This is a genomic window from Ramlibacter monticola (assembly GCF_016722785.1).
GTDB classification, from domain to species: Bacteria; Pseudomonadota; Gammaproteobacteria; order Burkholderiales; family Burkholderiaceae_C; genus Ramlibacter; species Ramlibacter monticola.
The window spans coordinates 1,229,583-1,255,764 of record NZ_JAEQNE010000001.1 but is presented as its reverse complement, the minus strand read 5'-3'; the positions used below and the strand labels follow the sequence as shown (position 1 = coordinate 1,255,764).

At 71.7% G+C, this 26,182-nt stretch carries 30 protein-coding genes; 17 read left to right on the top strand and 13 right to left on the bottom strand.

From position 1 onward, the window contains the following. Positions 1–139: 139 nt before the first annotated feature. The 5 genes from JJ685_RS06120 (at position 140) to JJ685_RS06100 (ending at position 1,273) form a co-directional block, all read left to right on the top strand. The gene (locus tag JJ685_RS06120) at positions 140–496 is read left to right on the top strand and encodes a hypothetical protein (protein WP_201673299.1); all 357 of its coding nucleotides are present in this window, start codon (positions 140–142) and stop codon (positions 494–496) included. 92 nt (positions 497–588) lie between these two features. Continuing rightward, positions 589–753 carry a hypothetical protein gene (locus tag JJ685_RS06115; RefSeq protein WP_201673298.1) on the top strand — a complete coding sequence of 55 codons (165 nt, stop codon included), beginning with the start codon at positions 589–591 and terminating at the stop codon, positions 751–753. Between the two features lie 3 nt (positions 754–756). Further along, positions 757–927, top strand: a complete 171-nt coding sequence (locus JJ685_RS06110; protein ID WP_201673297.1) for a hypothetical protein — start codon at positions 757–759, stop codon at positions 925–927. Between the two features lie 23 nt (positions 928–950). Then, a complete protein-coding gene (locus JJ685_RS06105; RefSeq protein ID WP_201673296.1) occupies positions 951–1,127 on the top strand; it encodes a hypothetical protein in 177 nt (58 codons plus the stop codon). Further along, on the top strand, positions 1,124–1,273 hold the full coding sequence (locus JJ685_RS06100; RefSeq protein WP_201673295.1) for a hypothetical protein: 150 nt from the start codon (positions 1,124–1,126) through the stop codon (positions 1,271–1,273). Before JJ685_RS06105 ends, JJ685_RS06100 begins: the two co-directional genes overlap by 4 nt. A gap of 2 nt (positions 1,274–1,275) precedes the next feature. On the opposite strand, the gene JJ685_RS06095 is transcribed toward JJ685_RS06100, so the two are convergent. Next, entirely contained in the window at positions 1,276–2,037 is a 762-nt protein-coding gene (locus JJ685_RS06095; protein WP_201673294.1) for a hypothetical protein, read from the bottom strand. Positions 2,038–2,132: 95 nt separating this feature from the next. Here JJ685_RS06095 and JJ685_RS06090 point away from each other — a divergent pair, with 95 nt between their 5' ends. After that, a complete protein-coding gene (locus JJ685_RS06090; RefSeq protein ID WP_201673293.1) occupies positions 2,133–2,498 on the top strand; it encodes a hypothetical protein in 366 nt (121 codons plus the stop codon). A gap of 18 nt (positions 2,499–2,516) precedes the next feature. On the opposite strand, the gene JJ685_RS06085 is transcribed toward JJ685_RS06090, so the two are convergent. Genes JJ685_RS06085 through JJ685_RS06075 form a run of 3 tightly spaced genes read right to left on the bottom strand, consistent with a single transcriptional unit; the run spans position 2,517 to position 5,529 of the window. Then, positions 2,517–3,413, bottom strand: a complete 897-nt coding sequence (locus tag JJ685_RS06085) for a DMT family transporter (protein ID WP_201673292.1) — start codon at positions 3,411–3,413, stop codon at positions 2,517–2,519. A gap of 24 nt (positions 3,414–3,437) precedes the next feature. Then, positions 3,438–3,932 carry a methylated-DNA--[protein]-cysteine S-methyltransferase gene (locus JJ685_RS06080; protein ID WP_236598689.1) on the bottom strand — a complete coding sequence of 165 codons (495 nt, stop codon included), beginning with the start codon at positions 3,930–3,932 and terminating at the stop codon, positions 3,438–3,440. 1 nt (position 3,933) lies between these two features. After that, positions 3,934–5,529, bottom strand: coding sequence for a DNA-3-methyladenine glycosylase 2 family protein (locus JJ685_RS06075; RefSeq protein ID WP_408015450.1), 1,596 nt, complete (start codon positions 5,527–5,529; stop codon positions 3,934–3,936). A gap of 103 nt (positions 5,530–5,632) precedes the next feature. On the opposite strand from JJ685_RS06075, the gene JJ685_RS06070 reads away from it, so the two are divergent. From JJ685_RS06070 to JJ685_RS06060, 3 genes are read left to right on the top strand one after another with little or no spacing between them, the layout of a single operon-like run. Then, positions 5,633–7,015, top strand: a complete 1,383-nt coding sequence (locus tag JJ685_RS06070) for a phosphomannomutase/phosphoglucomutase (RefSeq protein ID WP_201673290.1) — start codon at positions 5,633–5,635, stop codon at positions 7,013–7,015. Positions 7,016–7,034: 19 nt separating this feature from the next. After that, positions 7,035–8,000, top strand: a complete 966-nt coding sequence (gene waaC / locus JJ685_RS06065; protein WP_201673289.1) for a lipopolysaccharide heptosyltransferase I — start codon at positions 7,035–7,037, stop codon at positions 7,998–8,000. Next, a complete protein-coding gene (locus tag JJ685_RS06060; protein WP_201673288.1) occupies positions 7,997–9,241 on the top strand; it encodes a 3-deoxy-D-manno-octulosonic acid transferase in 1,245 nt (414 codons plus the stop codon). Before waaC ends, JJ685_RS06060 begins: the two co-directional genes overlap by 4 nt. A 17-nt stretch (positions 9,242–9,258) precedes the next feature. Here the strand turns inward: JJ685_RS06060 and JJ685_RS06055 are convergent, their stop codons facing one another. The 7 genes from JJ685_RS06055 to JJ685_RS06025 all read right to left on the bottom strand — a co-directional run bounded on the left by JJ685_RS06055 (position 9,259) and on the right by JJ685_RS06025 (position 17,660). Beyond that, entirely contained in the window at positions 9,259–10,599 is a 1,341-nt protein-coding gene (locus JJ685_RS06055; protein WP_201673287.1) for a TolC family outer membrane protein, read from the bottom strand. A gap of 50 nt (positions 10,600–10,649) precedes the next feature. Beyond that, positions 10,650–10,985, bottom strand: coding sequence for a rhodanese-like domain-containing protein (locus tag JJ685_RS06050; RefSeq protein ID WP_201673286.1), 336 nt, complete (start codon positions 10,983–10,985; stop codon positions 10,650–10,652). Between the two features lie 7 nt (positions 10,986–10,992). Continuing rightward, complete coding sequence (locus JJ685_RS06045; protein ID WP_236598688.1) at positions 10,993–11,682, bottom strand: protein-L-isoaspartate O-methyltransferase family protein; 690 nt, start codon at positions 11,680–11,682, stop codon at positions 10,993–10,995. 29 nt (positions 11,683–11,711) lie between these two features. Further along, positions 11,712–14,894, bottom strand: coding sequence for an efflux RND transporter permease subunit (locus JJ685_RS06040; RefSeq protein WP_201673285.1), 3,183 nt, complete (start codon positions 14,892–14,894; stop codon positions 11,712–11,714). Between the two features lie 19 nt (positions 14,895–14,913). Further along, positions 14,914–16,104, bottom strand: coding sequence for an efflux RND transporter periplasmic adaptor subunit (locus JJ685_RS06035; RefSeq protein WP_201673284.1), 1,191 nt, complete (start codon positions 16,102–16,104; stop codon positions 14,914–14,916). Then, positions 16,101–16,778, bottom strand: coding sequence for a TetR/AcrR family transcriptional regulator (locus JJ685_RS06030; protein ID WP_236598687.1), 678 nt, complete (start codon positions 16,776–16,778; stop codon positions 16,101–16,103). The genes JJ685_RS06035 and JJ685_RS06030 overlap by 4 nt, the downstream gene beginning before the upstream one ends. Before the next feature lie 117 nt (positions 16,779–16,895). Next, positions 16,896–17,660 carry a YdcF family protein gene (locus JJ685_RS06025; RefSeq protein WP_201673282.1) on the bottom strand — a complete coding sequence of 255 codons (765 nt, stop codon included), beginning with the start codon at positions 17,658–17,660 and terminating at the stop codon, positions 16,896–16,898. Positions 17,661–17,751: 91 nt separating this feature from the next. Between JJ685_RS06025 and msrA the strand changes: the two genes are divergently transcribed. The 4 genes from msrA to JJ685_RS06005 are packed head-to-tail and all read left to right on the top strand — an operon-like array spanning position 17,752 to position 20,680. Further along, entirely contained in the window at positions 17,752–18,294 is a 543-nt protein-coding gene (gene msrA / locus JJ685_RS06020; protein WP_201673281.1) for a peptide-methionine (S)-S-oxide reductase MsrA, read from the top strand. Next, complete coding sequence (locus tag JJ685_RS06015) at positions 18,291–18,944, top strand: ABC transporter ATP-binding protein (RefSeq protein ID WP_201673280.1); 654 nt, start codon at positions 18,291–18,293, stop codon at positions 18,942–18,944. The genes msrA and JJ685_RS06015 overlap by 4 nt, the downstream gene beginning before the upstream one ends. Continuing rightward, the gene (locus JJ685_RS06010) at positions 18,941–20,149 is read left to right on the top strand and encodes an ABC transporter permease (protein WP_201673279.1); all 1,209 of its coding nucleotides are present in this window, start codon (positions 18,941–18,943) and stop codon (positions 20,147–20,149) included. The genes JJ685_RS06015 and JJ685_RS06010 overlap by 4 nt, the downstream gene beginning before the upstream one ends. 36 nt (positions 20,150–20,185) lie before the next feature. After that, positions 20,186–20,680: a DUF3299 domain-containing protein gene (locus JJ685_RS06005; RefSeq protein ID WP_201673278.1), complete on the top strand. Its 495-nt coding sequence runs from the start codon at positions 20,186–20,188 to the stop codon at positions 20,678–20,680. Positions 20,681–20,834: 154 nt separating this feature from the next. On the opposite strand, the gene pdxH is transcribed toward JJ685_RS06005, so the two are convergent. Beyond that, entirely contained in the window at positions 20,835–21,482 is a 648-nt protein-coding gene (gene pdxH / locus JJ685_RS06000; RefSeq protein ID WP_201673277.1) for a pyridoxamine 5'-phosphate oxidase, read from the bottom strand. A gap of 37 nt (positions 21,483–21,519) precedes the next feature. Here pdxH and JJ685_RS05995 point away from each other — a divergent pair, with 37 nt between their 5' ends. After that, positions 21,520–22,077, top strand: a complete 558-nt coding sequence (locus JJ685_RS05995; RefSeq protein ID WP_236598686.1) for a nucleotidyltransferase family protein — start codon at positions 21,520–21,522, stop codon at positions 22,075–22,077. Between the two features lie 37 nt (positions 22,078–22,114). Here JJ685_RS05995 and JJ685_RS05990 read toward each other — a convergent pair whose 3' ends face one another. Then, a complete protein-coding gene (locus JJ685_RS05990; protein ID WP_201673709.1) occupies positions 22,115–22,675 on the bottom strand; it encodes a gamma-glutamylcyclotransferase in 561 nt (186 codons plus the stop codon). Positions 22,676–22,831: 156 nt separating this feature from the next. On the opposite strand from JJ685_RS05990, the gene edd reads away from it, so the two are divergent. Genes edd through JJ685_RS05975 form a run of 3 tightly spaced genes read left to right on the top strand, consistent with a single transcriptional unit; the run spans position 22,832 to position 26,141 of the window. Beyond that, positions 22,832–24,652, top strand: a complete 1,821-nt coding sequence (edd, locus tag JJ685_RS05985) for a phosphogluconate dehydratase (protein WP_201673708.1) — start codon at positions 22,832–22,834, stop codon at positions 24,650–24,652. After that, positions 24,649–25,296, top strand: coding sequence for a bifunctional 4-hydroxy-2-oxoglutarate aldolase/2-dehydro-3-deoxy-phosphogluconate aldolase (eda, locus tag JJ685_RS05980; protein WP_201673707.1), 648 nt, complete (start codon positions 24,649–24,651; stop codon positions 25,294–25,296). The genes edd and eda overlap by 4 nt, the downstream gene beginning before the upstream one ends. Then, on the top strand, positions 25,293–26,141 hold the full coding sequence (locus JJ685_RS05975; protein ID WP_201673275.1) for an alpha/beta hydrolase: 849 nt from the start codon (positions 25,293–25,295) through the stop codon (positions 26,139–26,141). The genes eda and JJ685_RS05975 overlap by 4 nt, the downstream gene beginning before the upstream one ends. Positions 26,142–26,182 lie beyond the last annotated feature (41 nt).

The window sequence follows — 26,182 nt, the reverse complement described above, 5'->3', positions numbered from 1 at the left end:
GCCAGGCAAAGGCTGCGGCGCGGCCACGCCTCCTTTGGGCAGCCGCCGGCGTGAATCCTCCGCGCTGGCAGGTGCAAGCGGATGCAAAGCGCGTCCCGTCCTACAGCGCCGGCGTGCGTTAGTTCCTAGCATCTCTCACATGAGCAAGAGAAGCGGGCCGCACGCCAGGGCCCATGCGAACGACGACGACCGTCCGGGCCGGGCCCCGGACAAGAAGCCCGCGCGCTACAGCCGGGCCGAATACGCCAAGGTGCTCGCCTTGCAGGACGAGGTGGCGCGCGCGGATGCCGACTACCAGCGGCTGCGCAACGCCTACCTGGACATGGCGCAGAACGAACCGACCCACGAGGTGGGGCTGGCCATGATCGGCGCGGACATGGACCGTGCCCATGCGCGCCTGCAGGCGCTCATCGGCCTGCCAAGGCTGCCGTTCACGCACGAGCCCAGCGCGGTGATGCGGCGCGAGGCGCAGCGCCTCGGCGACGAAAAGCACTGACGGTCGCCGCGGTGCCCGACTACAGGCGGTCGGCCGCGCCTCCGAAGGCCGCGTGCCGCCCGTCGGCGCACGATGCTGCCAAGGAGCTTCGCATGCGTCTTGACGACATCGATCCCAGCCTCCGCGCAGGGGAACCCCTGCTGGAGAGCCTGGAGGACGGATTTTCCCCGCCGCCGTCGGCGGAGGGCCCGCCGGTAGCCGAGGCGGAACCGGCGGCATCGCCGGAGCCGGCGCTCGGCTCCAAGAGCCCCTTCTGAGCCATGAACCCTTCCACCATCCCCACCCATCCGGTCGAGCCGGAGCCGTATCCCAGCGAAACGCCGGGCGAAGCGCCGTCGAATCCGTCGCAGCTCCCGGTCGAGCCGGAGTTCGGGCAGGCCCTGCCCCCTGCGGAGCCGGAGGATCCGGGGGTGAAGAAACCCAAGATCTGAACTCGAACAACGCAGGAGTCACGATGCCTTACATCCGCACGCCCATGGGTGTCACCCCGCCGGCGCCGGGGCTCGAGCACGAGGAGCCCGAATTCACCCCCGCCGAGGAGGACATCCCGACCGGCGACAGCGCGAGCGCGGTGACCGACCGCAACACCGCGCGTGAGGAGCGCCCGCTGCGCAGCCCGGAACGGGAATGAACTGGAATGCACCGACGCCGCCGCCGGCGCCGGTCGACGCCCCCAAGCCGGCCAACCCCGAGCCGACCGCCCCGCCGATCGACCCGGAAAAGGGCCGCGTGAAGACTCCCGGCGAACCGGGCAAGTCGGAGCACCCGAAGCAATAGCCTCAGTTCGCGGCCAGCAGGCCCTGGGCGTCGTCGTCGGGGCTGTCGACGGGCGTGGCCTTGGCCAGCGCCATCCAGACACCGAACGGCAGCCCCGCGCGTGCCGGCCGTTGCGCGGGCCGGGCGACCGTGAGCCGGTTTCCGGGGGCGGCGAGTATCACGCCGTATCCCGCCGGCACTTCGTCGGGCTCGCCGACCGGTCGGCCGCGCGCATCCGCCCCCAGCACGTACCAGCATTCACCGAGATCGCGGTAGGCGGCGCGCTTGGCCTCCTGCCGCAGGTCCGCCAGCAGGTCGGCGCGGCGTACCTTGATCTCGTGGACGATGGGCTCGACGTAGCTCTCCACCGAGGTGTGCCGGATGGAGAACACGTCGGGGCGCGCGACGCACCAGCGCAGTGGCCGCTCCGCGTCGCCGGTCGCGACCTGCGCCCGCAGGCTCAGGCCCGTCCACGCCAGCCGGCCGGCCCGCGCCATCTCCTGCGCCACGCGCCGCACCAGGGTCTCGTGCGCCGACAGCGCCGAACGGTTGCGGACCAGCATGGAGGCCAGCCAGCGCATCCCGGCATCGGTGACGCGCAAGGTCTCGGGGCCGGCCCCCGCGCGAACCCTTTCCAGCAGGCCGGCGGCCAGCAGGTCGATCTCCAGCGCGTCCTGGCAGGGCCAGCCCGCCGAACGGTAGATGTCGCGCAGGCGCCGGCCGTGCGCGCGCGTGAGCGCCGGGGCGGGCGAGAGAGGTGAGGGGGCGGGATCGCTGACGGCCATCGGAACGTGCCAGTGTAGAACGGTAGGTACTCTCCCACGCCTGTACGCGCATTCTGCTTATCGTCGCGCCTGAGTGGGTGCCCACAATGATCCGCATGGTTGAGAAATCGATGCAGTCCTCGCGCATGACCATGCCTCCCGCCGGCCTGGTCCCCGTGCCTTCCGTGCTGTACGGCATCACGGCCGTGCGCATGGAGGGCAGCCAGATCGCCGAAGTCATGATGGGCATGATCGACCCCGGGCTGCAGCAATGGGACCTTCGGCCCGCGCCCACGCGGCTGGTCGAGGTGGTGGACCGCCTCGTGGAGGGCGACACCGTCGTCACCCTGTTCCCCACCGAGCGCGGCACCCTGCAAATGGGTTCTCAGGTGAAGGTCGACGTGCTGCCCGAAGGCACCGAGACGCTCGCCGCGGCGGAAGAGCGCCCCGGCCGCCGGCTCACGGACCTGCCGCGGTTCTGATCCGCCCATCCTTCCCGCTCACGCCTGCGGGCGCAGCGCGTGCAGCTTCAGCAGCCCTGTCGACAGGGCGGTGCCGCACACCACGATCGCGCCGCAGGCCAGCATCCAGGGCGTGACCTTCTCGCCGAGGAACAGCAGGCCGTACACGATCGCGAAGACGGGCACGAGGAAGGTCACCGCCAGCGTGCGCGCCGGCCCGGCCTGCTCGATCAGGCGGAAGTACAGGACGTAGGCGATGCCGGTGCACAGCAGCCCCAGCACGGCCACGGCCAGCCAGGCGCGGCTGCCGGGCAGTTCCGCCGGCCAGGCCCAGAGCGCCGGGAGCAGCAGGGCGGCCGCGGAGCCGATCTGGCTGCCGGTGGCCGTCACCAGGGGCGGCAGGCCCTTCAGGAAGCGCCGGGTGGCGCTGGCCGCGACGGCATAGCAGACCGTCGCCCCCAGGCAGGCCAGCACCGCCCAGGCCGGGGCGATGCCGGATGCATTCGGCTTGAAGCTGGCGCCGTCCCAGGCCAGGAGGGCGACGCCGAGGAAGCCGATCCCCAGGCCCAGCACCCGCGTGCCGGTGGGCCGGTCCTTCAGCCACGCCCAGGCGACCAGCGCGCCGAACAGCGGCACCGTCGCATTCAGGATCGCCGACAGCCCTGTCGTGATCGCCAGCAGGGCGAAGGAGAACAGGGCGAAGGGGATGGCGGAGTTGACGATGCCGACCAGGCACACGGCCAGCCAGTTGTCGCGGAAGGCCCGCGCGTGGCCCTTCCACAGCATGAGCGGAATGAGGAAGGCGGCGGCGATGGCGACGCGCATGGCCGCCGTGGGCAGGGGACCGAACTCCACCACGGCGAAGCGCATGAAGAGGAAGGAGGAGCCCCAGATCGCCCCGAGGACGACGAAATCGACGATGGAAGAGAAGGACATGACTTGCAGACCAGGGCCGGGAGCCTAACCGATCGCCCCTTCCAGGCGCAGCAGCGCGGTCTTTCGCTCCAGCCCGCCCGCATAGCCCGTGAGGCCGCCGCCGCTGCCGACCACGCGATGGCAGGGCACCACGACGCTGAGCGGGTTGCGGCCGACGGCGGCGCCCACGGCGCGCGCGGCGCTGGGCCGGCCGACGCGGCGCGCCAGTTCCGCATAACTGGTGGTGCCGCCGCGCGGGATCGCGAGCAGCGCCTTCCACACGTCCTGCTGGAAGGGCGTGCCCGCCTGCAGGTCCAGCGGCAGCTCGAAGCGGGAGCGCCCGCCCGCGAACCAGGCGGCGAGCTGCGCGATCGCCTCCCGCAGCACCGGGTGCTGCGGGTCCTCGCGCCAGTCCCGGTTGTCGGGGCCGTGGCGCTGGCCGACGAACCAGACGCCGGCCAGGCCGCGATCGGTGGCGGCCAGCAGCATGGTGCCCAGGGGGCTTTCGTAATGCGTGAACGCGACGATGGCTTCGTTCATCTCAGTTCTCCAGCAATCCGTTTGGGTCCGATCCAGTGCCACCGCGGAGCCGGCTTTGCCGGGCCGCGGGTGGCGCTCCCTCGAGAGGGAGGCACCGAAGGCGCTCCGCGGGGGAGACTTCCAGCGCGCTCCAGGCGCGCACGACGGCGTAACTGCGCCATGGTTTCCAGGCCTGCGATGCGGTCTCCGCCTCGCGCGCCGGTTGCCGGCTCTGCTGCACGCCCAGCGCCTTGTGCAGGGCGACGTCGCCGGCCGGGAAGGCATCGGGCCAGCGCAGCGCCCGCATCGCGATGTACTGCGCGGTCCAGTCGCCGATGCCGGGCAGCTCCTTCAGCGCCGCCGTGGTCGCCGCGACGTCCGCGCCCGGATGCAGCGAGACGCGGCCTTCCGCCACCGCCCGCGCGATGGCGACGATTGCCGCCTGGCGTTGCCGCACGATCCCGATCTGGCCGAGCGCATCGCCTTCGGCGGCCGCCAGCACTTCGGGGGCCGGGAACAGCTGGCGCAGGCCCGCGTGCGGCGTCGCGATGGGCGTGCCGAAGCGCTGCACCAGCCGCTGCGCCAGCGTGCGGGCCGCGGCCACCGTGATCTGCTGGCCGAGCACCGCGCGCACGGCCAGCTCGTAGCCGCTCAACGAGCCCGGGACGCGCAGGCCGTCGCCCTGGGGGAAGCTGCCGTGCAGGCGGGCGTTGATCGCGTGCGGGTCGGCATCGAGGTCCAGCGCGGCCCGCACGCGCCGGATCAGCAGCGGCAGCACGCCGTGCAGCGACTCGCCGACCCGCAGCACGACCTGGCACTGCGCCTCGTCGAAGTCGGCGCTGATCCAGCCCTCCCAGCGCCGCCCGTGGGCGTCCAGCGCCAGCGTGCGGGCCAGTTGCCGCTCGCCGACGGCCTCCACGCCCTCGATGGCGCGCGTGCGGAAGAAACCCAGCATCGCGGCGACGTCGTAGGGCGGCCGGTAGCCGAGCCGCACGATGCAGTTCGCCTCGCGCGCCGCGCCTTCGCGCCGCAGCGCGTTGGGACTCATGCCGTAGTGGGCCGTGAACACCGCGTTGAAGCGGCGCACGCTGGCGAAACCGCTCACCAGCGCGACCTCCGTGATGGGCATGGGCGTGTCCGCCAGCAGCTGCTTGGCGCTGAGCAGCCGGCGCGTCTGCAGGTACTGCAGCGGCGACACGCCGAGCTGCAGCTCGAAAATGCGGCGCAGGTGGCGGTCGCTGATGCCGAGGCGGCGGGCCAGGCCATCGACCGAAGGCACCTCGCCGCCCCACGCTTCGGGCTCGTCGAGCAGGCGCGCGGCCTGCTGGGCCAGCGTCGCGCTCGCGTCCTGCAGCGACCAGCGCAGCCCCTGCGGCGCCAGCTCGGGGCGGCAGCGCAGGCAGGGCCGGAAGCCGGCGCTCTCGGCCTGCGCCGCCAGGGCGAAGAAGCGGCAGTTCTCGCGCCGCGGCGTGCGCACGCGGCACACCGGCCGGCAGTAGATGCCGGTCGAGGTGACGCCGGTGAAGAACGAGCCGTCGAAGCGCGCGTCGCGCGTCTTCAGCGCCAGGTAGCAGGCGTCCGAATCGAGGGGGGGCTCGGCGGGGTTCATGCGGTCCATGATACGCAGCGCCCCGGGCCGGACTAGCCGTTTTCGGACATGTTCCCGCGGGCCGCCGCCCTAGAATGCCCCCGACCCGATTCCAACCAGGCACGCAGAACCCATGCAACTCAGCCCCAGCATCTTCAAGGCTTACGACGTCCGCGGCATCGTTCCCTCGACCCTGACCGAGGAAGTGGCCGAGGCCCTCGGCCGCGCCTTCGGCACCATCGCCCGCAAGGAGGGCGAGCAAGCCGTCGCCGTCGGCCGCGACGGCCGCCTCAGCGGCCCCTCGCTCAGCGCCGCCCTCGTGCGCGGGCTCGTGGCCGCCGGCGTGGACGTGATCGACGTCGGCATGGTCACCACGCCCATGCTCTACTTCGCCGCCAACACGATCGCCAGCAGCGGGATCCAGGTCACGGGCAGCCACAACCCGAAGGACTACAACGGCTTCAAGATGGTGCTGGCCGGCCGCGCGATCTACGGCGACGAGATCCAGGCCCTGCGCCGCATGATCGAAAGCGAGGACTGGGACCAGCCGCCGCGGCAGGGCGCGATCCGCAACGTCAACGTCCTCGCGCCCTACCGCGACCGCATCAAGGGCGACATCCGGCTGGCCCGGCCGCTGAAGATCGTGGTGGACTGCGGCAACGGCGTGGCCGGCGCCTCCGCGCCGGACATCTACCGCGCCATCGGCTGCGAGGTGATCGAGATGTACAGCGAGGTGGACGGCAACTTCCCGAACCACCACCCCGACCCGAGCAAGCCGGAGAATCTGCGTGACCTGATCGCGAAGCTGAAGGAGACCGGCGCCGACCTGGGCCTGGCCTTCGACGGCGACGGCGACCGCCTGGGCATCATCACGCGCGAGGGCAACAACATCTATCCGGACCGGCAGATGATGCTGTTCTCGCAGGACGTGCTGTCGCGCGTGCCGGGCGGGTCCATCCTGTTCGACGTGAAGTGCACGCAGCGGCTCGCGCCCGCCATCGCGGCGGCCGGCGGCAAGCCCGTGATGTACAAGACCGGCCACTCGCTGATCAAGGCGAAGATGAAGGAGCTCGGCTCGCCGCTGGGCGGCGAGATGAGCGGCCACATCTTCTTCAAGGAGCGCTGGTACGGCTTCGACGACGGCACCTATGCGGGTTGCCGGCTGCTGGAGATCCTGTCGCGGCATCCGGACCCGAGCGCCGTGCTCAATGCGCTGCCCACCAGCTACTCGACGCCGGAACTGAACGTGAAGTGCGAGGAAGGCGAGCCGCACCGCGTGGTGGCCGAACTGGTGGGCAAGGCCCGCTTCCCGGACGCGCAGGTCTCCACCATCGACGGCCTGCGGGTGGACTGGACCGACGGCTTCGGCCTGATCCGGGCCTCCAACACGACGCCGGTGCTGGTGCTGCGCTTCGAGGGCCACACGCCGGAGGCGATGCATCGGATCGAGAACGAGATGCTGGCGCTGCTGCGCAGCGTGAAACCCGACGCGCAGATCGGCGAAGCGGCGCATTGAAGCCCCTGAAGCGCCCTTCTTGAACATCCTCATCGTCAAACTCTCCTCGCTCGGCGACGTCGTGCATGCCATGCCGGCCGTGCAGGACCTGCGCGCGGCCTTCCCCGCCGCGCGCATCGACTGGGTCGTGGAGCGCGGCTTCGCGCCCCTGGTGGAGCGCTGCGAGGGCGTGCGCCGGGCCATCCCCTGCGAGCTGCGGCGCTGGCGCAAGGCGCCGCTGGCGCGCGTCACGCGCCACGAATGGCGCGCGTTCCGCGAAGACCTGCACCGCGAGCGCTACGACGCCGTGATCGACCTGCAGGGCCTGACCAAGTCCGCGCTGGTGGCGCACATGGCGCGCCTGGCGCCCGGCGGCCGGCGCTACGCCATGGCCAACCGCACGGAGGGTTCCAGCTACGAGGCGCCGACGCGCTGGGTCGCCGACGTGGCGGTGCCGGTCGACCCGCAGTCGCACGCGGTGCAGCGCTCGCGCGAGCTGTGCGCCCGCGCGCTCGGCTACGCCGCACAGGGCACGCCCCGCTTCGGGCTCGGCCGCGCCGGCGGCGAGCGCGACGACACGGTCGTCCTGATCCACGGCACCTCGCGCGACGACAAGTGCTGGCCCGAGCCGCACTGGCTCGCGCTCGGCGCCCGCCTGCTCGCGCAGGGGCATCGCATCGGCCTGCCGCACGGCAGCGAGGCGGAGCGCGAGCGCAGCGAGCGGATCGCGCAGGCCCTGGGCCCGGGCGCCGAGGTCTGGCCGAAGCTGTCGCTCGACGCGCTGACCGCTCGCATGGCGCGCGCCGCCGGCGCCATCGGGGTGGACAGCGGCCTCAGCCACATCGCCGTGGCGCTGGACCTGCCGCACGTGCAGATCTACAACTTCGACACCTCCTGGCGCACCGGCCCGCTGGACGCCGTGCGCCAGCGCAGCGTCTACGGCTCGCCGGCCCCCGGCGTGGACGCCGTCTGGCAGGCCTGGCAGGCCGTCACAATCCCCGGATGATCCGGCCGCTGTACTCCCTGGTGCTGATGGGCGTCCAGCCCCTGCTGCGCCGCAAGCTGCGGCGGCGCGGCGTGGCCGAGCCGGGCTACCTCGAGCACGTCGAGGAGCGCTTCGGCCTCTACGAGGGGACGACCGAGCCCGGCCGGCTGTGGATCCACGCCGTGTCGCTGGGCGAGACGCGGGCCGCCGCCATCCTGATCGAGGCGCTGCGCCGCGTGCGGCCCGGACTGCGCATCCTGCTGACGCACGGCACCGCGACCGGCCGCGCCGAGGGGAGGCGCCTGCTGCGCGAAGGCGACGCGCAGGCCTGGCTGCCCTGGGACACGCCCAAGGCGGTGCGCCGCTTCCTCGAGCACTTCCGCCCCAGTGCCGGCATCCTGATGGAAACCGAGGTCTGGCCGAATCTCGCGGCGGCCTGCCAGGCGCGGGCGATCCCGCTGGTGCTGGCGAACGCCCGCCTGTCGGAGAAGTCGCTGGCGCAGGCGCGCCGGCTCGCCCGCCTGTCGCGTCCGGCGTACGGCGCGCTGCGCGCCGCGTGGGCGCAGACCGAGAGCGATGCGCGCCGGCTCGCGCAGGCCGGCGCCACCGTGCACGGCGTGTTCGGCAACCTCAAGTTCGATGCCGATCCCGCCCCGGCGCTGCTGGCCCTGGGGCGCGACTGGCGTTCCACCTCGCAGCGCCCGGTGGTGATGTTCGCCAGTTCGCGCGAAGGCGAGGAGGGCGAGTTCCTGCGGGCCATCGCGGCGTTCCCGGGCGTGCAGTGGCTGCTGGTGCCGCGCCATCCGCAGCGCTTCGACGAGGTCGCGGCGATGACCGTGCAGGCGGGCTTCACGGTCTCGCGCCGCAGCGCCTGGGACGATGCGCCGGCCCCGGCGCAGGTCTGGATCGGCGATTCGCTGGGCGAGATGGCGATGTACTACGCGCTGGCCGACGTCGCCCTGCTGGGGGGCAGCTTCGCGCGCCTGGGCGGGCAGAACCTGATCGAGGCAGCCGCCTGCGGCTGCCCGGTGGTGATGGGGCCGCACACCTTCAACTTCGGCGAGGCGGCGGAACTGGCGCTGCAGGCCGGCGCGGCGCGGCGCGTGGATTCGATGGAAGAGGGCGTGCGGGCCGCGGTGGACCTCGTGCGCGACCCGGCCGCGCGGGCGGCGGCGGTGCAGGCCAGCGAAAACTTCGCCGCGGCCCACCGAGGGGCGGCGGACCGGACCGCGCAAGGCGTGTTGAAGTTGATCGGGGCGTAGCGCGCCCCGTCGCCCGGTCAGCGCGTCAGCAGCGTATTCAGCCGCGCCAGGTCCTCGGCCTGCAGCGTTCCGTTGGCCTGCCGCAGCCGCAAGTGCCCCAGCAGCACGTTGTAGCGCGCCTGCGCGAGGTCGCGCTTGGTCTGGTACAGCTGGCTCTGCGCGTTCAGCACGTCGATGTTGATGCGCACGCCCACCTGGTAGCCCAGCCGGTTCGCATCCAGCGCGCTCTGGCTGGACGCCTCCGCCGACTCCAGGGCCCGCACCTGGTTCTGCCCCGAGAGCACGCCGAAGTACGCCGTGCGCACGGCCTGGGCGACCTGGCGGCGGGTCGCCTCCAGGTCGGCGCGCGCCTTGTCCTCCAGGGACAGCGTCTCGCGGATGCGGTTCTCCACCGCGTAGCCGGTGAACAGCGGCCAGTTCAGGGCGAAGCCGATGGCGCCGTTGTTGACGTTGGCGTGGTCCGTCGCGCGGGTGCCGACGGAACTGCCGCCGAGGGTGTGCGTGACGCCGTAACTGGTGGTCAGGTCCACCGTCGGCTTCTTGCCGGCCTTGGCCTTCTCGGTCTCGAGCTCGGCGATCTCCACCGCCTTGCGCGCCTGCCGGATCGCGGGGCTGAACTCCTCCGAAGCGGAGACCCAGGGGTCGGGGCTGGCGGGGTTCGGCGGCGGCAGTTCCAGCGGCGTGATCAGCGGCGCGGGATCCACGTCGTTGCGCCCCACCAGCGTGTCCAGCGCGATCTTCTTCACGCGCAGGTCGTTCTCGGCCGCGATCTCGCCCGCCACCACCAGGTCGTAGCGGGCCTGCGCCTCGCGGGTGTCGGTGATGGTGGAGGTGCCCACCTCGAAGTTGCGCTTGGCGGAGGCGAGCTGTTCGGCGGTGGCCGCCTTCTGCGCCTTCACGGAGGCCAGGGTGTCCTGCGCCGACAGCACGTCGAAGTAGGCCTGGCTCACGCGGATCATCAGGTCCTGGCTGGCCGCCGTGAGCAGGTATTCGGCCAGTTCCAGCTGGCGCTGGCCCTGGCGGTAGGTCGCCACGTTGGCGGGCCGGTACAGGGGTTGCGAGGCGCTGAGCGTCGCCTGCTGGTTGGTGAAGTCGCGGTCCACCTGGGGATTGCCGGTGATGCGCGTGTCCAGGAGGTTGCGCGTCAGCCCCGCCGACACCGACGCCTGGGGGAGGATGCCCGCGCGGGACTGCTCCGCCCGCGCGACGTTGGCGTCGTACTGCGCCCGGGCCGACTGCCAGTTGGCGTCGTACGCGCGCGCGGCCTCGTACAGCTCCAGCAGTCCCTCCGCCCGGGCAGGGCCCGCCAGCACGAGCCCCATCGCCGCCATCACGGGCAGCCGCCGCCACACATTCATGCTCCGTCCTTTTTCAGTTCCGGCCTTGTCGCAACGCCTTGTAACACAGCTCAGTAACGGGCGACAAATGGATCGTGATCGCGCGACCAGGCATCGATGCCGCCCGCGATATTCGCCACATCGTCGTAGCCGTTCTGCGCCAGGAACAGGGCCACCTGCTGGCTGCGCATGCCGTGGTGGCACAGGCAGGCGATGGGCCGGTCCGCGGGCAGTTCCGCGAGGCGGGCGGGGACCTCGTTCATCGGCAGGGCCAGCAGGTCGAAGCCGCGCGGGGTGACGCTGGCGGTGCGCACCTCCCAGGGCTCCCGCACGTCCAGCACCAGCGGACGCGCGGGCTGCGCCTGCAGCCAGGCGTCCCAGTCGGCGGGGCGGACCTGCTCGATCATGCGTGCGTCAGAAGTGGAAGCGCGAGGGCTCCGGGAAGTTCGCCAGCCGCGGCGCGACCGTGTCCCAGGGCTGCTTCGTCTCCCAGGAGGCCTCGCCGGTGCGGGTGATGAAGGTGGCGCGCATCATCGGGGCGTTGCCGGCGATGGCGGCCAGCCGGCCGCCGACCTTCAGTTGCTGCAGCAGGACCTGCGGCACCTCGAAGACCGACCCGGACAGCACGATGGCGTCGAACGGCCCTTCCGCGGCCAGGCCCTTGGAGCCGTCGGCCTCGCGCACCTCCACGTTGCGCACCCCGGCCTTCTGCAGGTTCTCGCGGGCCACGCGGGCCAGTTCGGGCTGGATCTCCAGCGTGATCACGCGCTGGGCCCGGCTGGCCAGCAGGGCGGCCATGTAGCCGGAGCCGGTGCCGACTTCCAGCACCTTCTCGTGGCTCTTGGGCGCCACGTCCTGCAGCATGCGGGCCTCCACCTTGGGCGCCAGCATGCTGTAGCCCTTGCGCATGGCTTCCTCGGTGTCCGGCAGCAGCGGGATCTCCATGTCCACGAAGGCCAGGGCCCTGTGGGCGGCCGGCGCGAAATCCTCGCGCCGGACCTCGTGCAGCAGGCCGAGGACGTCGAGGTCCAGCACGTCCCAGGGGCGGATCTGCTGCTCGATCATGTTGAAGCGGGCGCGTTCGATGTCGATGGGCGCGGTCATGGCGAATTCCTCTTCCTCTGGTCTTGCGGTCAGGACAAACCACCGATTTTAGAAGCCGGCTGGGCGGCCGCCCCGGCGCCGCCCCCGGCCGGCCGGCGGCCCCGGCGCAACCATTGCGCCAGGTCATCCAGATAGCAGTAGACGACCGGCACGACCACCAGGGTCAGCAGCGAGGACGTGACCACCCCGCCGATCACCGCCTGGCCCATGGGGGCGCGCTGCTCGGAGCCTTCGGTCAGGGCGAAGGCGAGCGGCACCATGCCGAACACCATCGCCAGCGTGGTCATCAGGATCGGCCGCAGCCGCACCCGGGCGGCCTGCAGCAGGGCCTCGCCGCGGGCCAGCCCCTGCTCGCGCAGGCGGATGGCGAAGTCCACCAGCAGGATGGCGTTCTTGGTCACCAGGCCCATCAGCATCACGATGCCGATCACCGAGAAGATCGACAGGGTGGAGCGGAAGGCCATCAGCGCCAGCACCACGCCGATCAGCGTGAGCGGCAGCGAGGTCATGAGCGCCAGCGGCTGCAGGAAGCTGCGGAACTGGCTGGCCAGGATCATGTAGATGAAGATCACGGCCATCGCCAGCGCCGACACCGCGTAGCCGAAGGACTCCTTCATGTTCTTCGTCGAGCCGCTGAACTGGTAGCGGTAGCCGGGGGGCAGGGCGATGCCGTCCACGCGCTTGCGGATGTCCTCGGAGATCTCGCCGGCGGCGCGCCCGTAGGCGTTGCCGTTGATGGACACCTCGCGCGTCAGGTCGCGCCGGTTGATCTGGTTGGGGCCGGTGCTCTCGCGCACGGCGGCCACCTGCTTGAGGCGCACGATGCGCGGGCTGCCGTCGCCCTGCGTGCCGGTGGCGAAGGGCAGGCGCTCCAGGTCCTGCGGCGCGGCGCGCACGTCTGGGGCGAGCCGCACGTTGACGTCGTAGGTCTGGTCGTCGGGGGCGCGCCAGTTGCCCACCGTCTGGCCGGCCACCAGCGTGCGCAGCGAGCCGGCGATCTGCGCCACCGAGAGCCCGAGGTCGGAGGCGGCGTCGCGCTTCACCTCGATGGCGATGGTCGGCTTGTCCGGCTTGACGCTGGAGTCCAGGTCCACCAGGCCGGGGACGTCGCGGATGCGCTGCAGCACCAGCTTCGACAGGCGCTCCAGCTCCTGCAGGTCCGGGCCCATGAGCGAGAACTCGATCTGCTTGTTGCCGCCCACGGCGTCGAGCAGGCCGGCGTGGGTGACGGTGATGCCGGGCACCTGCTTCAGGCGCTCGCGCAGCACCGCCGCCATCTGCTCGACGCTGCGCTTGCGGTCCTTGCGGTCGACCAGGCGCACGTACAGCGACGCGTAGATCTTGCCGGCGTTGCCCGTGTTGATCGTGGCCAGCGTGTAGCGCACCTCGGGGAACTCGCGCACGATGGTCTCGACCTGGCGCGCCTTGGCCTCGGTGAGCTCCAGCGAGGAGCCGACGGGAGTGTAGAAGGTGAGGCTCGTTTCCGAGAAGTCGGCCTTGGGAACGAACTCGGTTCCCAGCAGCGGCACCATGGCGACGCTGGTGGCGAAGATGGCGACCGCGCCCAGCAGCGTCGCCAGCCGGTGCGCCAGCGACCAGCGCAGGATGCCCTGGTAGGCCTGCGCGAGCCGCTCGGTGCCGGTGTCGAACAGGCCCGTCACGCGGCCGATGGTGCGGTCGTAGAAGGACAGTCGCTCCTTCCTGCGGCCGTGCACCGCGACTTCCGGGTCGTGCCACACGGAGGACAGCATCGGGTCCAGCGTGAAGCTCACGAACATGGAGATCAGCACCGCCGCCACGATCGTGACGCCGAACTCGTGGAAGAACTTGCCGATGATGCCGCCCATGAAGCCGATCGGCAGGAACACGGCGACGATCGAGAAGGTGGTGGCGAGCACCGCCAGGCCGATCTCCTGCGTGCCGTCCATGGCGGCCTGCCAGGCGCCCTTGCCCATCTGCAGGTGGCGCACGATGTTCTCGCGCACCACGATGGCGTCGTCGATCAGCAGGCCCACGCACAGCGACAGCGCCATCAGCGTCACCATGTTGATGGAGAAGCCGAAGGCGTACATGAACAGGAAGGTGCCGATCAGCGCGATCGGCAGCGTGAGCCCGGTGATCACCGTGGAGCGCCACGAGTTCAGGAACAGGAACACGATCAGCACGGTCAGCAGCGCGCCCTCGACCAGCGTCTGGCGGACGTTGTTGACGGCGACGCGGATCGGCCGCCCGGCGTCGGTCACGGGCTCCAGCTTCACGCCCGGCGGCAGTTGCGCCTTCATCTCCGCCAGCGCGGCCTGCAGGCCGTCGATCACGGCGATGGTGTTCTCGTCCTGCGCCTTCAGCACCTGCAGCACCAGCGTGCGCTGGCCGTTGTAGAGGGCGAGGCTTTCCAGTTCCTGGCCGGCGTCGCTGATGCGGGCGACCTGGTCCACGCGCACCGGCGCTCCGGCGCGGCGGGTGATGATGATCTTGCCGAAGTCCTCGGGCCGCTGCATGCGCGCGTCGACCTGCACCACGCGTTCCTGCGCCAGCGAGCGGATGGCGCCGACCGGCAGGTCCTGGTTCTCGTTGCGCACCGCCGTCGCGACCTGGTCGGCCGTGATGCCCAGGGCTTCCATCGCGGCCGGCTGCAGGTAGATGTTGATCTCGCGCTTGGTCCCGCCCACCAGCGTGACCGAGCCGACGCCGCGCACGTTCTCCAGCCGCTTCTTGAGCACCTGGTCGGCCCAGTTGGTGAGTTCCACCGCGCTGAGCGGGCGGCCGCGGCTCGCATCCGGCAGCACCGCCAGCGACCAGACCGGCCGGCTCGCCGGGTCGAAGCGCAGCACGCGCGGCTCCTTCACCTCGGTGCGGAAGGTGGGCCGGACGGCGGCGATCTTCTCGCGCACGTCCTCGGCGGCCTTGCGCCCGTCGACGTAGAGCTGGAACTCGATGATGACGATGGACTGGCCCTCGAGGCTGCGCGAGGTGAGGGCGTTGATGCCGGCGATGGAGTTCACCGCCTCCTCGATCTTCTTGCTGACCTCGCTCTCGACCACCTCGGGCGAGGCGCCGGGGTATTCGGCCGTCACCACCACCACCGGGAAGTCGATGTTGGGGAACTGGTCGACGTGCAGCCGCTGGTAGGAGAACGCCCCCAGCACCACGATGGCGAGCATCACCATGGTGGCGAACACGGGATTCTTCAGGCTGACGCGGGTGAACCACATGGGGTCTGGAACCTGGAGGCTAGAGGCTGGGGCCGGTACCGGGGGACTTGCCCCCTCTCCCGCCCGCGGGAGAGAGCTGGGGTGAGGGTGCCGCCTGCGTGAACTTCACGATCGTCCCCTCCTGCAAGGCCCCCACGTGCCCGCGAATGACCACGGCCCCGGCCTGCACCCCCGTCACCGCCACCCAGACCTCCTTGCTCGCCTCCCCGCGCGCGCCGGTTTCGACCCCGCGGTGCGACACCTTGTTGCCTTCCACCACCTGCACGTAGGGCGCGGGCTTGTCCGTCCGCACCGCATCCAGCGGCACGGCCAGCGCCGAGGTCCGTCCCAGCGCCAGCGTGCCCTGCGCGAACAGCCCCTGCCGCAGCCCGGTGGTCTCCGCCAGCGTCAGGTAGGCCAGCACGCTGCGGCTGCCGGCCTGCGCGCTGGGATTGATCCGCGCCACCCGCGCGGCGATGGTGCGCACGTGGCCTTCCACCTGCAGTGCCGCTTCCTGCCCGACCCGCACGTCCACCGAATCGGCCGCGCTGAGCGTCGCTTCCAGCTCCAGCCGGTCCAGGTCCACGATCTCGATCACCCGGCCGTCCACGGCCACGCGTTCGCCGGGCTGCGCCAGCCGCTGCGCCACCACGCCGGAGATCGGCGCACGCAGCACCGTGTCCTCCACCGCCTTGCGCGCCACGTCCACCGCGGCCAGGGCGGCCCGGTGGGTGGCCTGGGCGGCGGTGACGTTGTTCCACGAGGTGTCCAGGGCCGACTTCGAGATGAAGCCCTGGTCCACCAGCGCCTTGTTGCTGTTCCACTGGCGCTCGGCGATCTCGATCTGCGTGCGCGCCGCGTCGGCCTGCTGCTCGGCCTGGCGCAGCCGCGCCTGCGGGTCCACCGCGTCGACGCGGGCCACCACCTGGCCGGCGCGCACCGGATCGCCTTCGCGCAGGGTCAGTCCCTGCAGCTCGCCCGGCATGCGGGCCTTGACGAAGGCGGAGTTGACCGCCTTGAGCGAACCCGACACGGGCAGTCCGCGCTGCAGTTCGCGCGGCTCGGCCCGCACGACGTCGGTCGCGGCCAGCTCCACGAAGGGCTCCACCCGCTGCGCCGCCGCCGGCGCCTGCGCGACCTGGACCGCCCGCCGCGCGCCCAGCATGCGCCAGGCGCCCAGGGTCACCACCACGGCGAGAACACCGAGCAACAGCCAGCGCCAGCGCTTCATGGGCGGCTCCCGGGACGGACGCAGAGGCCCAGCAGCAGGTTCTCCACCTGCGTGTCGATGTAGCGCTGCGGGTCCAGCGGATATTCCTGGGGCACGCAGGCGCCCAGCGAGTGCTTCATCATGATCAGGAACATCATGGGCGCGACGATGCTGAAGACCGTGTACTCGATGTCCAGCGGACGGAATTCGCCGCGGTCCACGCCCCGCTGCAGGATGCGCCGCATCAGCTGGTTGGCGGGCCGGATCACCTCCTGCTGGTAGAAGCGGGCGATGTCGGGGAAGTTGCGCGCCTCGCCGATGATCAGCTTGGTGATGCCGGAGGCGCGCGTCGAGCCGATGCGCTCCCACCAGACGCGCATGCAGTAGCGCACCATCTCCGCGGTGCTGCCCTCGAAGGATGCGAACTCCTGCTCCCACTCGGCGAAGCGGCCGGAGATGTTCTCGCGCACGACGGCCTTGAACAGTTCCTCCTTGCTCGGGAAGTAGAGGAACAGCGTCCCCTTGGACACGCCGGCGCGGGCGGCCACCTCCTCGGAGCGGGTGGCGGCGAAGCCCTTCTCCACGAACAGTTCGAGGGCGGCGGCCAGCAACTCGCCCGGCCGCGCCTCCTTGCGGCGGCCGCGGCGGGGCGAGCGTTCTTCTTCGGGGGCGAGTTCGGAAAGGGGCACGGACAAGAGGCGCGCTCCGGTGGTCGAAAGGGAGTTAATGACTGACTGGTTAGTAATGTAGTCAGCTGCCCGTGGCGGGTCAAGCCAACCCATCCGTCGCAAACCGCAGGCCGACGAGCGGGTTCAGCCCGCGGTCCGCGCGACCAGGTTCGCCAGCCACTCGCGGATCACCTCGCGGCAGGCCACGAAGCCTCGGGTGGAAGGCAGCCACTCCAGCAGTTCGCTCTCCTCGGGAAGCATCAGCCCCGTCGGGGCTGGAACGACCTCGAAGCCGGCCCGGCGGAACGCCGCCGTGGCGCGCGCGATATGGGTGGCGTCGGTGACCAGGGCAATGCGCCGGATGCCGTCGCGGCCGGCGATCTCGGCCATGCGCCTGGCGTTCTCCGCCGTGTCGCGCGAGGTGTCGTCCAGCCAGCGCAGCCCCAGGCCGTAGTCCTCCTGCAACACGCGGCGCGCCACGGCGCCTTCGCTGGGCGCGCCGGAGCGGCCGGCCCAGCCCACGCCGCCCGCGAAGGCGAGCGGCTTGCCGCTCTGGCGCGCCAGCCGGACCGCGTAGCGCAGTCGCGCGAGGGTCCGCGGATGGGGCTGTGGCTCCCCGTATTCCGGGGCTTCCGGCAGGACGCCGCCCCCGAGCACGACGATCGCCTGCACCCCCTGCAGGTCGGCCGCCTGCACCGGCGCGACCGGCGGCAGCAGTTCGCGCGCGAGCAGGGTCCCCATGGCATGGCTGCCCAGCGCCAGCGCGATCACGATGCAGGCGGCGGCGAGTCGCAGGCCCGCCTTGCGGCCCCGCCTCGCGGCCAGCAGGCCCGCCAGCGCGAGCAGCAGCGGACCGGTCGGCGGCAGCACGAGGGCGGTCAGGATCGGCTTCAGTTCACCCGGCAGCAAGGGTTTCCCCGGTCTCGGCGTCGTCGTGCATGGGGCGGGATGGTAAGGCAGGCCCGGGGCCACTAAAGTCGGTCCTCCAAGGAGAACAGGCATGGCAAGCGAGACACGGACCATCGTGCTGGGTGGCGGCTGCTTCTGGTGCACCGAGGCGGTCTACAAGGAAGTGCGCGGCATCGTCGACGTGGAGTCGGGCTACAGCAACGGCCAGGCGGAGCGTCCGAGCTACGAGCAGGTCTGCACCGGCCGCACCGGCCACGCGGAAGTCGTGAAGCTCACCTACGACCCAGCGCAGATCAGCCTGCGGCAGATCCTGGAGATCTTCTTCGTGGTGCACGACCCGACCCAGCGCGATCGCCAGGGCAACGACGTCGGCACGCAGTACCGCAGCGGCATCTACACCACGACGCCGGAACAGCAGCAGGAGGCCGACGACATGATCCGGCAGATGAGCCAGGAAAAGCTGTTCGGCAAGCCGATCGTCACCGAGGTGAAGCCCCTCGCCAACTACTGGCCGGCCGAGGACTACCACCAGGACTTCTTCGAGCGCAACCCGACCCAGGGCTACTGCATGGCGGTGGCCGCGCCCAAGGTGGCGAAGTTCCGCAAGACCTTCTCGGAGCTGGCGCGCCGGTGATCCAGACGCACGAGCTCGCGTACCGGTATCCCCGCGGGCCGGCCCTCCTCTTCCCCGACACCGAGGTCGCCCAGGGCGGCACGCTGCTGCTGCAGGGGCGATCGGGCGTCGGCAAGTCGACCTGGCTGTCGCTGGTCGCGGGGCTGCTCACGCCTTCCGCCGGCCGCGTCCGGGTCGCGGGCCAGGACCTGGCGGCGCTGCGGCGCGGCGAGCGCGACCGCTGGCGCGGGCGCACCATCGGCTTCCTGCCGCAGCGCCTGCACCTGAGCGACGCGCTGTCGGTCGAACGCAATCTCGCGCTGGCCTTTTTCGCCGCCGGCGTGCCCGAGGATCGCAGTGCGGTCCGCGCCGCACTGGAGGCGCTGGACGTGGGCGATCTCGCGCAGCGCCGCCCGCACCAGCTGTCGGGCGGACAGGCGCAGCGGGTGGCGCTCGCGCGCGCGATCCTGCTGCGCCCGCGCGTGCTGCTGGCCGACGAACCGACGGCCAGCCTCGACGACCAGGCCGCCGCCGCCGCCGTGGCCCTGCTGCGCGCGACGGCGCAAGGCTGCGGCGCGAGCCTCGTGCTGGCCACGCACGACGCGCGGGTGCGCGAGGCGCTGGCGGGCGCGCAGGTGCTGCGCCTGGAAGCGGCGGAGGCCACGGCATGAAGCTGCTGGCGCTGGCCTTCCGCTACCTGTGGGCGCGGCCGCTCGCGACCGTCCTGAACCTGCTGCTGCTCACCCTCGGCCTGGCCTCCATCACCTTCGTCGTGCTGGTGAGCGAGCAGGTGCAGGGCGCCTTCCGGCGCGACCTGGCCGGCATCGACCTGGTGGTCGGCGCCAAGGGCAGCCCGATGCAGCTGATCCTGGCGGGCGTGTTCCACGTCGACGTGCCGCCCGGCAACGTCAAGCTGGCCGACGTGCAGGCGCTCGCGGCGAAGCCGCAGGTGGCGCAGGTGATCCCCATCAGCCTCGGTGACAGCTACCGCGGTTTCCGCATCGTCGGCACCACGCCGCAGTACCTGGCGCACTACCGCGTGCAGGTGGCGCAGGGGCGGGTCTGGTCGGCGCCCATGGAGACCGTGCTCGGCGCGCAGGTGGCGAAGGCGCTGGGGCTCGCCGCGGGCCAGCGCTTCGTCGGGGGCCACGGCCTCGCCGGCGGGCAGGCGCACGCCGACAGTCCCTACACCGTCACGGGCGTGCTGGCTCCCTGCGGCTGCGTGCTGGACCGCCTGATCCTCACGCCGACGGAGTCGGTCTGGCAGGTGCACGAGAAGCCGCACGCCGGCGGCAGGGCCCACGACCCGGCCGGGCACGACGAGGACGAGGACCGCGAGGTGACGCTGGCGCTGGTGCGCTACCGCACGCCCCTGGCCGCCGCCGCCTTGCCGCGCTACGTGAACAGCGAAACTCCCCTGCAGGCGGCGGCGCCGGCCATCGAGGTCACGCGCCTGCTGCGCATGCTGGGCGTGGGCCGCGAGGTGCTGCAGGGCGTCGGCGCCGTGCTGCTGCTGACCGCCGCGCTGTCGGTGTTCATCGCCCTGTGGACCGCCGTTCGCGAGCGGCGCGCCGACCTCGCCATGCTGCGCATGCTGGGCGCATCGCCGGCGCGGGTGGCTGCCCTGCTGCTGGCCGAAGGCCTGTGGCTGGCCGTGCTGGCGAGCGTGCTCGGGCTGGCGGCGGGCCATGCCCTGGCCGGCGCCGTCGGCGCGGTGCTGGCGTCGCAGCAGTCGCTGCCGCTGTCGGGCGCGGTGTGGCTGCCGCAGGAGGGGTGGATCCCGGTGGCGGCGCTGCTGACCGCCGGTGCGGCCGCGCTGATCCCGGCCGTCAGCGCCTACCGGGTCGATGTCGCGCAACTCCTGCAGCGCCGGTGATCCCTTGGCAGAATACGAAGCCTCGAGGAGCTAGCCATGCACAAGATCGTCCCTGTCGTCCTGGCCGCCTCCCTTGCCGCCGGCGCGGCCTGGGCCCAGATGTCCGCCGTCCCGCAGGGCACCGGCGCCGGCGTGCACAGTCCGCTGAGTCCCTTCCCGCCGTTGCAGGAGCGCGGCGACGTGGTGCCGTGGTCGCTGCTGACCGCCGTCTCGACGAAGAACGAGAAGAACCGGCTGCTGCCCGTGTTCACCCAGGAGCAACTGGCGCTGAACCAGAAGCCGCAGCGCATCCAGGGCTTCATGATGCCCCTGGAGCCGGGCGACCGGCAGACGCACTTCCTCCTCAGCTCGGTCCCGCTCACCTGCCAGTTCTGCCTCCCGGGCGGCCCCGAAAGCATGGTGGAAGTGAAGGCGAAGACCCCGGTGAAATACACGATGGAGCCCGTGACCGTGGAGGGCAGGTTCGTGACCCTCACCGACGACGAGTACGGGCTGTACTACCGCGTGACGGAGGCGGTGTCGGTGAAGTAGACCGCTAAAACCTAACAGCCGAACGCAGAGGGCGCAGAGAAAGCGCAGAGGGCGCAGAAGAACATCCAGAAGGAGGGAAATCCTTCTTCGGGTCTTTTCTGCGTCCTCTGCGTATCCTTTGCGCCCTCTGCGTTCGGCTGTTAGGTTTGAATGCCTAAGGCGCCAATCGCTCCCGCACCCACGCGCCATCCCCGAGCCGGTACCGCAGCCGGTCGTGCAGCCGGCTCTTGCGGCCCTGCCAGAACTGCCATTCGTCCGGCACCAGCCGGTAGCCGCCCCAGTGCGGCGGGCGCGGGGGATGGAGCAGGAATTGCGCGCTGTACTTCGCCGCATTCGCGACCAGCACGCTGCGCCCCGGGATCACCTGGCTTTGCGGGCTCGCCCAGGCGCCGATGCGGGAATCGAGCGGGCGGGTGGCGAAGTAGGCGTCGCTTTCCTCCGCGTCGGTCTTCTCCACCCGGCCCTCGATGCGCACCACGCGTTCCAGCTCCACCCAGTGGAACTGCAGCGCGGCGTACGGGTTGCCCGCCAGCTCCTGCCCCTTGCGGCTCTCGTAGTTGGTGTACCAGACGATCCCGCGCGCGTCGTAGCCCTTGACCAGCACGATGCGCGTGCTGGGACGCAGGTCGCTCGCGACCGTGGCCAGCGTCATCGCGTTCGGCTCGGGCACCTGCGCCGCGATCGCCTCGGCCAGCCACTGGTCGAACTGCTTCAGGGGATCGGCATGCGATGCCTCCTCGCTCAGTTCGGCGCGTTCGTAGCTCTTTCGCAGGTCGGCGATGCGTTCGGACGGGCTGGTCATCCGGCCATTGTCGCATTCGGTGCTACCGTGGCATCCCATGGCATCACCGACCGTCCTCGTGCTTGCATCCGGCCGCGGCGAGCGTTTCCTCGCCTCCGGCGGCAAGGGCTCCAAGCTGCAGGCGCTGCTGGCCGGCAAGCCGGTGATCGAGCACACGCTGGCCGCCGTGCGCGCCAGCGGGCTGCCCTTCCACGTGGAGGCGGCGGGCCATCCGGGCATGGGCGACTCGATCGCGGCCGGCGTGCGCGCGACCGCCGACGCGCGCGGCTGGCTGGTGCTGCCGGCGGACCTGCCGCTGCTGCGTCCGGAGTCGCTGCGCGCGGTTGCCGCGGCGCTGCAGCGGGCCTCGATCGTGCTGCCCTTCCACCAGGGCACGCGCGGCCACCCGGTCGGCTTCGCGCCGGAACACGGGCCCGCGCTGATGGCGCTCACCGGCGCGGAGGGGGCGGCCGCCATCGTGCGCACGGCGCAGCCGCTCAAGCTGGAACTGGAGGACGAGGGCATCGTCACGGACATCGACACGGTGGAAGACCTCACGCGTGCCGAGCGCCTCTTCAACCGGCGCCGCCGGCGGCAGGGGGAAGAAGGCTCTTAGGAGCCAGGGTGGCACAGAAACGGGCCTGCGCCGGCTCCTAAGCCTTCTGCTCCGACGTGATCTTGCGCAGCAGCCGCTCGAGGTTGCGGTCGCGGATGTCGTGCCGCTTCAGTTCCTCGAAGGTGCGGTGGGCGTAGTCCAGCGTCGTGCCGTAGATGCCCGAGGCGGCCGCGAAGATCGCGCGGTACTCCTCCTCGCTCAGTTCGCCCGTGTGGCTGGGGCTCTTGCGCGAGAGCGTGAAGGCCAGCGAGCGCACCGGGCCCTGCGGCGTGTGCGCGGTCAGCCATTTCGGGTCGTACACGGCCAGGGTCATCTCGCGCTTCCACAGCTGCACCAGCGTCCGCGCGCCATGCTCGCTGGGGATGCGGAACACCACGCCGCGGCAGCAGCCACCCGTGAGCAGGCCGAACACGAGGCCGGGCCGCTCGGGCGTGCCGCGGTTGATGCGGCTCCACATCTTGAGCGCGCGATGCCAGCCATGCACGCGCGCCGGGCGACGCTCGGCGAAGTCGAACTCGGGCCGCCAGATGAGCGAGCCGTAGCCGAACACCCACAGGTCCTCGCGGCCGCCCCATTCGGCGAGCGCGCGCTCCAGCATGTGCTGGGGGTCGCGCAGCGGCTTCAGGGTCTGGCTCACGCTGCAACTCTAGCGGAACGGCAACCGCCCGGATGTTGGTAACCGGTTCGTACCCGCCGCCGGGCCACAAGCCCGGAACCGCGGGGTACGATGCCCTCGACCTGTTACCGCATGACCATGAAACTTCATCCCGTGCTGGAGGCGGTGACCCGGCGCATCCGCGAGCGCAGCGCCCCGGGCCGTTCCGCCTACCTCGCCCGAATCGACAAGGCTGCCGCGGCCGAGCGCGGAGCCGACCGCATGGGCTGCGCCAACGTCGCGCATGCCTTCGCCGGCATCCCGCCCAGCGACAAGTTCCGCGTCGTCGCCGAGCGCGCGCCGAACATCGCCATCGTCAACTCGTACAACGACATGCTGTCGGCGCACGCACCGTACGGTTCGTTCCCGCAGGTGATCAAGGACGAGGCGCGCCGGCACGGCGCCACGGCCCAGGTGGCTGCCGGCGTGCCGGCCATGTGCGACGGCGTCACGCAGGGCACGGCCGGCATGGAGCTGAGCCTGTTCTCGCGCGACACCATCGCGCTGGCCACCGCCGTCGGGCTCAGCCACGACGTGTTCGACGCGGCGCTGATGCTGGGCATCTGCGACAAGATCGTGCCCGGCCTGCTGATCGGCGCGCTGCATTTCGGCCACCTGCCCACCGTGTTCGTGCCGGGCGGGCCCATGCCCAGCGGCTTGTCCAACAGCGAGAAGGCCAGGGTCCGCGAGCAGGCGGCGCAGGGCCTGGTCGGCCGCAAGGAGCTGCTGGAAGCCGAGGAAAAGGCCTACCACACGCAGGGCACCTGCACCTTCTACGGCACCGCCAACAGCAACCAGATGCTGATGGAGGCGATGGGCCTGCACGTGCCTGGAGCGGCCTTCGTGAACCCGAACACCGAGCTGCGCGAGGTGCTCACGCGCGAGGCCGTGCGCACCGCGCTCGGCATCCTGAAGGCGCGCCGCTTCACCCCGATCGGCCGCATGGTCGACGAGCGCTGCATCGTCAACGCCATGGCGGCGCTGCTGGCCACCGGCGGCTCCACCAACCACCTGATCCACTGGGTGGCGGTGGCGCGCGCCGCGGGCATCTCGATCGACTGGAACGACTTCGACGAGCTGTCGTCCGTGGTGCCGCTGCTGGCGCGCGTGTACCCGAACGGCACGGCCGACGTGAATCAGTTCCAGGCCGCCGGCGGCCCCGGCTTCGTGATCCGCGAGCTGCTCGATGCGGGCCTCATGCACGAGGACGTGCTGACGGTGCGCGAGGGCGGCTTGCGCGAGTACACGCGCGAGCCGGTGGCGGCCGCGGAGCGCGGCCTCGCGTGGAAGGACATCGGTCCCTCGCGCGAGGAGTCCGTCGTGCGTCCTGCCGGCAAGCCCTTCAGCCCCACCGGCGGCCTCAAGTTGCTCACGGGCAACCTGGGCCGCTGCGTGATCAAGGTGTCGGCCGTGCCGGAGGACCGCCACGTGATCGAGGCGCCGGCGCGCATCTTCGACAGCCAGGAGGCGCTGCAGGCGGCGTTCAAGGCCGGCGAGCTGGATCGCGACGTGGTCTGCGTGGTGCGCTGGCAGGGCCCCCAGGCCAACGGCATGCCCGAACTGCACAAGCTGACGCCGCCGCTGGCGGTGCTGCAGGGCAAGGGCCACCGCGTCGCCCTGGTCACGGACGGCCGCATGAGCGGCGCGTCCGGCAAGGTGCCGGCCGCGATCCACGTCACGCCGGAAGCCGCCGCGGGCGGCCCGCTGGCGCTGCTGCGCGACGGCGACGTGGTGCGGCTCGACGCGCCTGCGGGAAAGCTGGAGGCGCTGGTCGACCCGGCGGAATGGGCGCGGCGCGAGCCGGCGCGGCTGACGGGCGAGCAGGCCGACGCCAACGGCCACGGCGTGGGCCGGGAACTCTTCGCCGGTTTCCGGCGCAATGCAACGATGGCGGAAGAAGGCGCCTGCACATGGCTATGAAACCCCTCTCGGCGCGGCCGACGTCCAGGGAAGTGATGGAGGACGCGCCGGTCATCCCGGTGATCGTCCTGAACGACGTGGCGCACGCCGTGCCGCTGGCGCGCGCGCTGGTGGCTGGCGGCATCCGCATGCTGGAGGTGACGCTGCGCACTCCGGTGGCGCTGGCGTGCATCGAGGCGATCGCGAAGGACGTGCCCGACGCGGTGGTCGGCGCCGGCACCGTGCGCAGCGCCGCCGACGCGCAGGCCGCGGCGCTGGCCGGCGCGCGCTTCGCGGTGAGCCCCGGCTACACCCGCGCGGTCGGCAAGGCCTGCCACGACCTGGAACTCGCGCTGCTGCCCGGCGTGGCCACCGGCAGCGAGATCATGATGGCGCAGGAAGACGGCTACACCGCGCTGAAGTTCTTCCCCGCGCTGCAGGCCGGCGGGACCGCCATGCTGAAGGCCTGGCACGGCCCGTTCAACGACGTGCGCTTCTGTCCCACGGGCGGCATCACCGCGCAGAACGCGCGCGAATTCCTCGCGCTGCCCAACGTGGCCTGCGTCGGCGGGTCCTGGATCTCGCCGGCCGACGCCCTGGCGAGCGGCGACTGGGCCCGCGTCACCCGCCTTGCCGCCGAAGCGGCGGCCCTGCCGCGCGGATGAAACGGCGGGCGCTGCTGCAGGCGGCGCTCGCTTCCGCGGCCTTGCCCGCGCGAGCGCAGCAGGACCAGTCCATCGCGGCGGCGATGAACGACCTGCAGGTGCGGGTCGAGCGCGACGTTCCCTACGGCGAGGATCCCCGCCAGCGGCTGGATGCCTACCTGCCGGGCACGTCGGGCGGACCCCTCCTGCTGTTCGTGCACGGAGGTGCCTGGCGCGGCGGCGACAAGCGTTCCGTGGGGGTGCTGCCCAAGGTGCGCTACTGGACGGCGCGCGGTTACGTCGTGGTTTCAGCCAACCACCGCTTGCTGCCGCAGGCGCATCCGCTGGCGCAGGCCCGCGACGTCGCGCGCGCCCTCGCGCTGGTGCAACGCCGCGCCTCTGGCTGGGGAGCCGATGCGGCGACGCTCGTGCTCATGGGGCATTCGTCCGGCGCGCACCTCGTCGCGCTGCTGTCCGCCGAGCCGGCGCTGGCGCGCGAGCAGGGCGCCAATTCCTGGCGCGGCACGGTGTGCCTGGACAACCCCGCCTTCGACGTGCCGCGGCTGATGGCCGAGCGCCACGCCACGCTGTACGACCGCGCCTTCGGCAGCAACCATGCGTACTGGCGGACCGTGTCGCCGCTGCACATGGTGGCGCGGGACGCGCGCCCGATGCTGGCGGTGTGCTCGCGCCGCAGCGGTGCCGCCCGCGCGCAGGCCGAGGCGTTCGCGGAACGCGCCGGCCGCATCGGCGCGAAGGTGCAGGTCCAGCCGGTGGACAAGGGCCACATGGACGTCGACCGCCAGTTGGGCCTGCCGGGGCCGTATTCGGAATCGGTGGAGCGCTGGATCGCTTCGGTCCTGTAGCCGCAAGAATGGGACCTTGGTCCAATGGGCGCTGCGGAGCG